Origin of the sequence: Pseudomonas sp. A-1 (genome assembly GCF_004801855.1) — a bacterium.
Classification (GTDB): Bacteria; Pseudomonadota; Gammaproteobacteria; order Pseudomonadales; family Pseudomonadaceae; genus Geopseudomonas.
Genome location: NZ_SSTC01000133.1, coordinates 1 through 7490, shown reverse-complemented (window position 1 = coordinate 7490; position 7490 = coordinate 1). Strand labels below are relative to the sequence as shown.

Below are 7490 nucleotides of genomic sequence, written 5' to 3'. Positions count from 1 at the left end.
TGCAGGGCGCGCCAGCGGCTGCGCAGCGCGTCGGCTTCGGCCGGCAGCATCCAGCCGGCCTGGCGGCGCGCCTGCAGGGCGTCCTGCGCCGCCGGTGCGGCATCCGCCAGCGCATGGCACAGGCGCTGCTCCTCCTGCGCCCGCCACCAGTCGGCATAGGCGCTGCGCACCTGCAGGCGCTGCCCGGCGCGCAGCAGGGCCAGGCGCAGACGCTGGCGCTCCTGCTCGTCCAGGCCGGACTGCACCTGCGCCAGCCGGCGGTGCAGGCTGCCGAGCAGCGGATGGCGCACGCCGAGGGCCAGGTTGCGCCCGTGATAGTCGTCGCGCCGCTCGCTGTCGTTCAGTTCGTGGTAGCGGCCGGCGCTGGCCGCGCCGAACAGCTGCCAGCCGGCCTCGGCCCGGCGCTGCTCGACGACGGCCGCCTGCGCCGCCAGCTCGGCGACGAGCTGGCGCTCGGCGGGCGCAGGCGGCAAGCCGTTCAGCAGCTCGTCCAGCGCCAGCGGCGCGGCCTGCAGCGAAGCGGACAGGCACAGCGCCAGCGGCAGCAGCGGTATTCGTGCCATTCAGAACCTCTTGCCCCTCTTCAGCACCCACCAGGGCGCCATGCCGCTCTCCTCGTGGCCGCGGCGCAGCATCTCGTTGAGTATGGCCACCGCGCTCCAGCAGCGCATGAACAGCATGCACGGCGGGAACAGCAGGACCAGCGGGGCCAGCCGGAGGTCCTCGCGCAGCCGTTCGGAGACCGCCAGCAGCAGGACGGCGTAGAGCAGCAGGGTGACGCCCAGATAGACCAGGTAGATCAGCGCCCCGAGCAGCAGCAGGCGCGGCCAGGGCAGCAGCAGCGGACCGATCAGGCAGTAGCCGAGGATGATGAAGGGCAGCACCAGCTGGAAGAACAGGCCGGTGAACAGGGTGACCAGGAAGTTCGGCCAGCCGAGCTGGCGCGGCGCCAGGCTGTGGCGGTGCTTGCGGATGTACAGGAAGTACAGGTCGCCGTCCCAGCGCAGGCGCTGGCGCAGCAGCTGGCCGAGGCCGACCGGCACGTCGGTGTGGCCGACCGCGGCCGGCTCGAAGGGAATGCGCAGCGGCGCGCGGCCGAAATAGCTCTTGATGCGCAGGGTGATGTCCAGATCCTCGGCGGTGTGGGTATCCCAGCCGCCGATCTTGTCGAGGAAGCTGCGGCGGAAGGCGCCGAACGCGCCGGAGATGTTGTTCACCAGGTTCCATTCGCCGAGGCCGATCTTGGCCAGGTGGATGGACAGCAGGTACTCCAGCGCCTGCAGCGCCGTCACCCAGGAGGCGAACGGATTGCGCACCCGCAGGCTGCCGGCCACCGCCGGCACCCGGGGGTCGACGAAGTGGCGCACCATGGCCGCCACCATGTCGTTGTCGAAGGAAGTGTCGCCGTCCAGGGCCATGACGATCTCGCCGTGGCAGTAGGCCAGCCCGGCATTCAGCGAGGAGACCCGGCCGCCGCGCTGCCACTTGGCGATCGGGCGCAGGTGGCGGCGCGGATAGCGCCCGGGATCGACGCGGAAATCGCGGATCGCCTGCAGCGTGTCGCGGTTGACCGCGGCGCCGTCGACCACCGGGATCAGCTCGATCTCCCCCGGATAGACCTGCTCGCAGAGGCTCTGCAGGGTCCTGGTCACATCCGCCCCTTCGCTGTAGCAGGTGACGATGCACGACACCACAGGCCGGTAGGGCGTGACCAGGGGCTGCCGCTCGCCCCGGCGGACGAACCAGCGCAGCACGCCGAGCACCACCAGCAGGTTCAGCGGCACCTCGAACAGCAGGAAGGCCGGCAGCAGGGCGAACAGCCCTCCCTCGCGACCCAGCTCGGCCAGCAGTCCCGCCAGCGCCTCCATCGCTCACTCCAGCTCGCCGGCCAGGCGCGCCAGCAGCAGGGGACCGTCCTCCTGCTCGAGCAGGTCCTGCGGCGCGCTGAAACCCACCGTGCTCAGCTCGATGCCGTGGGCCGCGGCGTCGCCGAGCAGGCCGCTGGGGCGGGTCAGCCGCTGGCGCAGGCTGGCCAGCCCGGCGGCATCGGTGTGCGGCAGCAGCATCCAGAACAGCTCCTCGCTGGCGCGCGTACAGCGGTCGGTCTCGCGCACTATCTCCAGCAGGCGCTCGAGCAGACCGTCGATCAGCGCGTGGGCGCGCAGCTCGCCCAGCGTGCGCAGGTTGTGCAGGCGCATGCCCAGCACCGAGAACGGCGGCCCGCCGTAGCGCCGCACCAGCTCGATCTGCCAGCTCAGCAGCTCGGCGAACTCGCGGCCGCCGCGCAGGTTGAGGCGCAGCAGGGTCAGCTCCGCTCGCCCGGCCTCGCCCAGGCCCTGGCGGCAGTGCAGCCGGCCGGCGTCGGTCAGCCGGTAGTGGCGCACCTCGCGCACCCGCAGGCGCTCCGGCGCCTGCACCTGGCCGCAATCCAGGCAGCGCGCCTCGATCCGCGCATCGACGAAGAACGCCTGGCAGTGGCGACAGCCGTAGTTCTCCAGCGGCCGGTCGTAGTCGCTGCCGATGTGGCGCAGGCGGGTCAGGCAGTTCGGGCACAGCAGCAGCCCCTCCCTGACGAACAGCTCCTGCGGGCCCACGTGCCCGCAGGTGAAGCAGTGCAGCGACGGCTGGCGGGCGATGTCGAGATCGCCGCACTCGGGACAGACGTCGACGTAGTTGAGACGCCCCGAACCGCAGCGGTTGCACAGTCGCAGCCGGTCGACCAGTTCGCCGGCCTGCAGCCAGCCCTGCTGGGCCATCAGCTGCAGCCAGACGAAGTCGTTGACCGTCTCCTCCTCGGCCAGCACCTCCAGCAGCGGGTAGCGGTAGTGCCGGGCCACCGCGGTGTCGCGCAGGGCGCGGACCTCGCCGGCCGCGCGCAGCCACAGCCAGGCCAGCACCCGGCTGTCGAAGCGCTCGGGCGCCACGCCACGGTTGAACAGCGCGAAACGGCCGCGCCACAGCCGCCACTGGGCGACCAGGGCGTCGGCCTGCGCCGGCGGCGCGCCGTCGCCCAGCGCCAGGCACCAGTCGTCCTGGTCGCGGCAGCAGTAGATCGGCAGGAAGCGGCAGCCCTCGGCGCGGCGCAGCTGCTGCAGCGCCTGCCCGGCCTGCGCGCCGGGCTGGTCGAGCAGCAGGACGTCCCACGGACCGGCGGCCAGCAGCGCGCCGAGATCATGGAAGACGTGAAGCTGCGGATGGGGCTGCTCCCGGGCACCGGGCGCCGCCAGCACCGCGATGCGGGGAGTGGTCGCCGACATGCCGGGCTCCGCGGTGGCCGCGTGCGGGTGTTGTCAGCGTAGACCAGCTGTCAGGCGGAGGGATGCCGGCCCGCAGCGTGGCCAATCTGGCCTAAGGTTGTAGCTACGCTGATGCACCGCCCGAGGAGGAAGCAGGACCATGACTATCCGTACGCTCAAGCAGGCCCGGGGCCACACCGGCGAGGCGCAGGACGAATGGGCGCAGATCACCGATGGCCGCATCGTGGTCAGCTACAACACCGTGCGTGCCAACGCCGACGTCAGCTGGCGCCCCTATGCCAAGGAGGACGACTGGCAGGATCTGCCCTATGTGTCGGCCGACCTGCCCGCCGGCGACGAGAAGATAATCGCGTTCGTGCTGGACTATCTCGACCTCAACGAGGAGGACTGAGCGCCGGGCCGTCCGACGGCGGCGTCGCGAAGGCCTGCGCCAGCAGCCGGGGCAGCAGCTCGCCCGCCGCCGCGCGCAGGCAGAGGGGCGGTCGCTCCCCGACAGGGACGGATGTCGCCACCCGTCTCCGCGCAGCTCAGCCGAACAGCCGGGCGAAGAAGCTCTTCGGCCGCGGCTTGAGCGACGCCGCCAGGGCGACCTTGACGGTCTCGGCGTAGTCGGCGTCGTCGCGCTTGATGTGGTTGATCAGCCAGGCGCGCAGGGTAGTGAGCAGGTGGCGGGAGACATCCTCGCCCAGTTCGAAGCGGTACTGGAAGTCCTCGATCTTGCGGCAGAACAGCTCGTGGACCTTCTTGTGGGCATGATGGAAGGGATAGCCGGCCTGCTCCTGCAGGTCCTCCTCGAAGGCGAAGTGCGACATGGTGTACTCGACCAGCTGCTCCAGCACCTCGCCGACCTCCGCGCGGCTCTGTCTGTCGATGGCCTGGTGCAGGTCGTTGATGTACTCGACGATGCGCCGGTGCTGGTTGTCGATGACCTCGATGCCGAGCTCGAGATCGCTGGTCCACTTCATGTAGCTCATGGGGTCGTCCTTGGAGGCGGGAAATGTCCGGCATTCTGACACCCGAGCCAGGTCCGAAACACAACCGGGATCAAAAAGCCGGAAAACTGCCCATCCGCCCCAGACGCTGCGCCCCGCCCGGCGGCGCAGCGTCGGCAGCGCTCAGCCCCCCAGCGCCTCCAGCAACCCGCTGCGCCGCTGCACCCGGCGCCTGACCGCCTCGTCGAACACCCCGGCGCGGCTCTCGATCAGGCTGAACCAGTGCCGAGCGCGGGTGATGCCGGTGTAGACCAGTTCCTTGGTCAGCACCGGGTTGAGGGTGTCGGGGAGGATCAGCGCGGTGTGGGCGAACTCCGAGCCCTGCGACTTGTGCACGGTCATGGCGAACACCGTCTCCACCGCGTTCAGCCGGCTGGGCAGGATGTAGCGCAGCTCGCCCGAGCCGTCGTTGCGCGGGAACACCACGCGCAGCACGCTGCGCGGCGCCTCGCCCGGGCGCTCGGCCGGCTCGGGCAGGCGCAGAGCGATGCCGATGTCGCCGTTCATCAGGCCCAGGCTGTAGTCGTTGCGGGTCACCAGCACCGGGCGGCCTTCGTACCAGCCCTGGTCGCTCTCCAGCAGGCCGCGCCGCTGCAGCGCGGAGGCGATGCGCGGGTTGAGCCCCTCGACGCCCCAGGCGCCCTTGCGCACCGCACAGAGCAGCTGGAAGTCGTCGAAGGCCGCGAGCACCCGCCCGGCCCATTGCGTCCACGCCGCGGCATCGGCCGGGGTGTCGGCCGGCGGGCGGCTGGCGTGCAGCACGTTCAGGTAGTGGGCGTAGCCCTGCGGCCGGCCCTCCCCCTGGGCCGCCAGGCCGTCGAGCAGCAGGCGCTCCAGATGCGCGTCCTGCTCGCCGCGCAGGCGCAGCAGGTGCAGGTCGGGATTGCCCGCAGCGAGGATCTCCCGCGCCGCCGCCGGCTCGCGGGCGTTGACCGCGCGGGCCAGGCGGCCGATGCCCGAGCCGCCGGCGAAGCGCCGCGAGTGGCGCAGCATCACGGTGCGCTGGGCCAGCGGCCGGCGGACGGCATCGCCCTCCTGCAGCGCCGCATCGACCAGCCGCTCGCCGCCGACCTGCTCCAGCCAGGCGCGGGTCGCGGGCGCGTAGAAGCCGCCCTCGGCGTCGCGACACAGGTCGCCGAGCAGCGCGCCGGCCTCCACCGAGGCGAGCTGGTCCTTGTCGCCGAGCAGGATCAGCCGGGCGTGGCGCGGCAGCGCGTCGAGCAGGCAGGCCATCATCTCCAGGTCGATCATCGATGCCTCGTCGACCACCAGCACGTCCAGCGGCAGCGGGTTGCCGACGTGGTGGCGGAAGTGGCGGCTGTCCGGCCGGCTGCCGAGCAGGCGGTGCAGGGTGGTGACCTCGCTGGGGATCTGCGCGCGCACGCGCTCCTCGACCGGCAGCGAGGCGACCTGCGCGCCGATGGATTCGGTGAGCCGCGCGGCGGCCTTGCCGGTGGGCGCCGCCAGGCGGATGCGCAGCGGCTGGCCGGCAGCCAGCGCCGGCTCCTGCAGCAGCGCCAGCAGGCGCACCACGGTGGTGGTCTTGCCGGTGCCGGGGCCGCCGGTGATCAGGCCGAAGCTGCCGCGCGCGGCCAGCGCGCAGGCGAGCTTCTGCCAGTCGGTCTGGCGCACGCCGTCGACCAGCTGCGGCTCGGGGAACAGCCGCGCCAGGCGCGCGGCGAGATCGTCCGGCAGCTCCGCCGTGTCGCCCAGGCGCGCGGCGAGGGCGGCAGCCACCGCCCGCTCGTAGTTCCAGTAGCGGCGCAGGTACAGGCGCTCGCCGTGCAGCACCAGCGGCGCGGCCTCGTCCGCGCCGTCGACCGCCACCAGGGCGCTGGCGCACAGCGCCGCCTGCCAGTCGGCCAGGGCGGTGCCGGCGAGCACTTGCGACGGCAGCAGGGTCGCCCGCTCGGCGTCCTCGCCCTCGGGCGGCAGCGACAGGGCGAAATCCGGGCTGGCCAGGGTGGCGGCGAGGTCCAGGCAGACGTGGCCGTGGCCGAGCTGGTGGCTGGCCAGCGCGGCGGCGAGCAGCGCCAGCGGCGGGCTGCCGGCATCCAGTTCGACAAGGAAGGCGACCAGCGCGCGGTCCAGCTCGCGCAGCCAGCCGCGCGCGCCCCACTCGTCCAGCAGCTGCAGCAGATCGGCACTGCTGCGCAGCTCCACGGCCGGCGCCACGTCCATGCCCAGGGACAGTTGTTCGTTCATGCCATCGCCTCCGTCTGCTCGGCCTTTTCACCCTTGAACAGCGCGTCAAGCGCTTCGATCAGCACCCGCGGCGGGCGGGCGTGGTGGATGCCCTGCCCCGGTGCGCGGCTGCCGCGCAGGAACAGGTAGAGCGCTCCGCCCATGTGGCGGTCGTAGTCGTAATCCGGCAGGCGCAGTTGCAGCTGCCGGTGCAGCGCCAGCAGGTAGAGCACGTACTGCAGGTCGTAGCGGTGGCCGACCACCGCGGCCGCCATCGCCTCGGCCGTGTAGGCCGCATCGCCCTCGCCCAGCCAGTTGGACTTGTAGTCGACCACGTAGTAGCGGCCGTCGTGCTCGAAGGTCAGGTCGATGAAGCCCTTGAACATGCCGTTGAGGGTGTCGCGGGCCAGCGCCGGGCGCGCCAGGCCGGGCAGCACATGCTGCTGCACCAGGCGGTCGAGCCGCCGCACGTCCACGTTGCGCGCCTCGAACCAGAACTCCAGCTCCGGCTGGTAGCTGGCGAGCTGCGCCAGCGCCACCGCGCGCCCTTCGCCCAGGACCAGCGGGGTGTCCAGCAGGTGCCGCAGCCAGGCGGCGAGCGGCTCGATCCATTCGGGCATGCCGCGCAGCTGGCAGCGCCGGGCGATCTGCTCGCGCAGTTCCGCGGGCTCGGCGGCCAGCTCGGCGAAGCCCTCGCACCCGGCCATCTCCAGCAGGCCGTGGAGGAAGGTGCCGGGATTGGGGCCGCGCGGGAAGCGGTGCAGGCTCGGCGCGTCGCCCGTGCGCAGCGGCACGGCCAGGCTCTCGCGCTCGTCGTCGGCGGCCTTCTGCGCCGCCGGGCTGTCCGGCGCGGCGTCGTCGAAGCGGCTGGCGGGCGGCGCCTCGATCTCACCGGTGCGCAGGGCGCTGTAGGAGGCGATCCACCAGTGCTCGGCGGCCTTGCGCGCCGGCTCGCGCCAGCTCAGCCCGGCCTGCCTGGCGACCGCCGCGACGAAGCGTGCGTCGCCGGCCTCGGGCGCCGGCAGCACGGCGCTCTCCCCGGCCACCGCCAGCGGCG

At 72.5% G+C, this 7490-nt stretch carries 7 protein-coding genes; 1 reads left to right on the top strand and 6 read right to left on the bottom strand.

All coding sequences use genetic code 11. The features are described from left to right. The 3 genes from E5198_RS19565 to E5198_RS19555 form a co-directional block, all read right to left on the bottom strand. The coding region (locus tag E5198_RS19565; protein WP_168772564.1) for a TolC family protein at nt 1-563 on the bottom strand (563 nt) is incomplete at its 3' end. Continuing rightward, nucleotides 564-1868 carry a glycosyltransferase family 2 protein gene (locus E5198_RS19560; RefSeq protein WP_136491605.1) on the bottom strand — a complete coding sequence of 435 codons (1305 nt, stop codon included), beginning with the start codon at nt 1866-1868 and terminating at the stop codon, nt 564-566. A gap of 3 nt (nt 1869-1871) precedes the next feature. Beyond that, nucleotides 1872-3257 carry a diguanylate cyclase gene (locus tag E5198_RS19555; RefSeq protein ID WP_136491604.1) on the bottom strand — a complete coding sequence of 462 codons (1386 nt, stop codon included), beginning with the start codon at nt 3255-3257 and terminating at the stop codon, nt 1872-1874. A gap of 139 nt (nt 3258-3396) precedes the next feature. Here E5198_RS19555 and E5198_RS19550 point away from each other — a divergent pair, with 139 nt between their 5' ends. Beyond that, nucleotides 3397-3648, top strand: coding sequence for a hypothetical protein (locus E5198_RS19550; RefSeq protein WP_136491603.1), 252 nt, complete (start codon nt 3397-3399; stop codon nt 3646-3648). Nucleotides 3649-3784: 136 nt separating this feature from the next. On the opposite strand, the gene E5198_RS19545 is transcribed toward E5198_RS19550, so the two are convergent. The 3 genes from E5198_RS19545 to E5198_RS19535 all read right to left on the bottom strand — a co-directional run. Further along, nucleotides 3785-4231 carry a bacteriohemerythrin gene (locus tag E5198_RS19545; RefSeq protein ID WP_136491602.1) on the bottom strand — a complete coding sequence of 149 codons (447 nt, stop codon included), beginning with the start codon at nt 4229-4231 and terminating at the stop codon, nt 3785-3787. Nucleotides 4232-4372: 141 nt separating this feature from the next. Further along, nucleotides 4373-6454: an exodeoxyribonuclease V subunit alpha gene (recD, locus tag E5198_RS19540; RefSeq protein ID WP_136491601.1), complete on the bottom strand. Its 2082-nt coding sequence runs from the start codon at nt 6452-6454 to the stop codon at nt 4373-4375. Next, nucleotides 6451-7490 (bottom strand): PD-(D/E)XK nuclease family protein (locus E5198_RS19535; protein ID WP_178084102.1); only part of this gene is annotated, 1040 nt, incomplete at its 5' end. The genes E5198_RS19535 and recD, both read right to left, overlap by 4 nt.

Excerpts from the sequence above, each read along its gene's own strand:
- E5198_RS19560 (WP_136491605.1), bottom strand. The coding sequence starts at position 1,868 with ATGGAGGCGCTGGCGGGACTGCTGGCCGAGCTGGGTCGCGAGGGAGGG.
- E5198_RS19555 (WP_136491604.1), bottom strand. The coding sequence starts at position 3,257 with ATGTCGGCGACCACTCCCCGCATCGCGGTGCTGGCGGCGCCCGGTGCC.
- E5198_RS19550 (WP_136491603.1), top strand. The coding sequence starts at position 3,397 with ATGACTATCCGTACGCTCAAGCAGGCCCGGGGCCACACCGGCGAGGCG.
- E5198_RS19545 (WP_136491602.1), bottom strand. The coding sequence starts at position 4,231 with ATGAGCTACATGAAGTGGACCAGCGATCTCGAGCTCGGCATCGAGGTC.
- recD (WP_136491601.1), bottom strand. The coding sequence starts at position 6,454 with ATGAACGAACAACTGTCCCTGGGCATGGACGTGGCGCCGGCCGTGGAG.